Consider the following 2,003-nt stretch of genomic DNA (forward strand, 5'->3'; position numbering starts at 1 on the left):
TCGTACTCAGGCACCGGAAGAGCGGCCCGGTCCAGCTTGCCGTTCGGCGTCAACGGCAACGCGTCAAGGACCACGAAGGCCGACGGCACCATGTAGGCGGGGAGGGTCGCGGCCAGTGCGTCACGCAGAGCGGCCGTGTCGGGGGTGCCGGAGGCCGTTGCCGGTACGAGGTAGGCGACGAGGCGCTGATCGCCGGGGGTGTCCTCGCGGGCCACCACCACAGCCTGACCAACAGCCTCATGGCGGATCAGCGCTGCCTCGATCTCACCGGGCTCGATCCGATGCCCCCGCACCTTCACCTGGTGATCGGCGCGACTCAGATACTCAAGCTGCCCGTTAGCGCGCCAGCGCACGATGTCCCCAGTGCGGTACATGCGCTCTCCGGGCGCACCGTACGGATCGACGACGAACCGTTCCGCCGTCAGCCCCGGACGCCGGTGATACCCGTACGCCAGACCTTCGCCGGCGATGTACAACTCGCCGGCCACACCCGGCGGAACGAACTGGAGACGGTCGTCGAGAACATGAACGCGGGTGTTGGCGATGGGCGACCCGATCGACACCTCACCCCCGGCATCCACCACCGCCGCCGTAGACCAGATGGTCGTCTCCGTCGGCCCGTAGAGATTGGTGACGTCAGCCGCCAACTCCCTTAGCCGCAACGCCAGATCGGCTGGAAGGGCTTCACCACCGACCAGCACCCGCAGGCCGCGCACCGCCTCCGGTGCCTGATCCACCACAGCGCGCCACAGACTCGGCGTCGCCTGCACCACCGAAGCCTTGTGCTCCACCACGAGCCCGGCCAACGCCTGCGGATCGCGTACGGTCTCCCGGTCCGCGACAACGACCGTCGCCCCCTGCACCAACGGCAGGAACAGCTCAAGGCCAGCGATATCGAAGGCCACGGTCGTCACCGCAACGAGCCGCTCCCCCACTCCCATCGGGAACCGCTCAGCCATCGACGCCAGGAAGTTCACCAACGCCGACTGACCTACGACGACACCCTTCGGCCGCCCCGTCGAACCAGACGTATAGATCACATACGCCGCCCCACCCACCACCGGCCCGGAACCGTCACCCAAGCCATCGAGCCCAGGCAGCACATCAGGCGTCAGCACCAACACCGCGCCCGCATCCTCACGGATATGCGCGACCCGCTCCGCCGGATACTCCGGATCCACCGGCACATAAGCAGCCCCCACCCACTGCACCGCCAACAACGCCACCACCAACTCCACCGACCGAGGCAACGCCACCACCACACGCCCACCCGGCCCCACACCCCGCTCGACCAACCACCGCGCCAACCCCGCCACCCGCGCGGCCAGCTCCGCATACGACAACTCGACATCCCCGGATACAACCGCCACCGCACCCGGAGAACTCACCACCCGCGCCGCAAACAACTCCGGCAACGACCCACCCTGCACCACACACTCCGGACCAGCCGACCAAGCACCGAGCCGCTCCAACTCACCGGAGGCAAGAATCTCGGCCCGGCCGACGCGCTGATCCGGGTTCCTCACTGCTGCTGTCAGCACACGGACGAACCGGTCCGCGAGCACCCGCACCGTGTGCTCGTCGAACAGGTCGGTGGCGTACTGGACGGCACCGACGATGCCGTCCGGGGTGCCGTCGGCGGTGTGTCGTTCGGCGAGGTCGAACCACAGGTCGAGCTTGACGGAATGGGTGCCGACGGCTTCCAACTCGCCGGTGAGGCCGGGGAGTTCGAGGCGGGGTTCGGCGTTGTTCTGGACGGCCAGCATGATCTGGAAGAGGGGATGCCGGGCCAGTGACCGTTCGGGGTTCAATACCTCCACCAGTCGCTCGAACGGCACGTCCTGATGCGCGTACGCCGAGAGGCTCGTCTCGCGGACCCGGCCGAGCAGCTCACGGAACGTGGGATCACCGGACGTGTCGGTGCGCAGCACGAGGTTGTTGACGAAGAACCCGATCAGATCGTCCAACGCGTCGTCGGTGCGGCCCGCGATCGGGGTGCCCAG

Annotated in this window: 1 protein-coding gene; it reads right to left on the reverse strand. The window is 67.9% G+C overall.

All coding sequences use genetic code 11. The annotated features are described in order from the left end of the window. The coding region (locus BMZ82_RS39045) for a non-ribosomal peptide synthetase (protein WP_305729234.1) at nucleotides 1–1,967 on the reverse strand (1,967 nt) is incomplete at its 3' end. Nucleotides 1,968–2,003 lie beyond the last annotated feature (36 nt).

It is taken from the genome of Streptomyces sp. yr375, assembly GCF_900110755.1.
Lineage (GTDB): Bacteria > Actinomycetota > Actinomycetes > Streptomycetales > Streptomycetaceae > Streptomyces.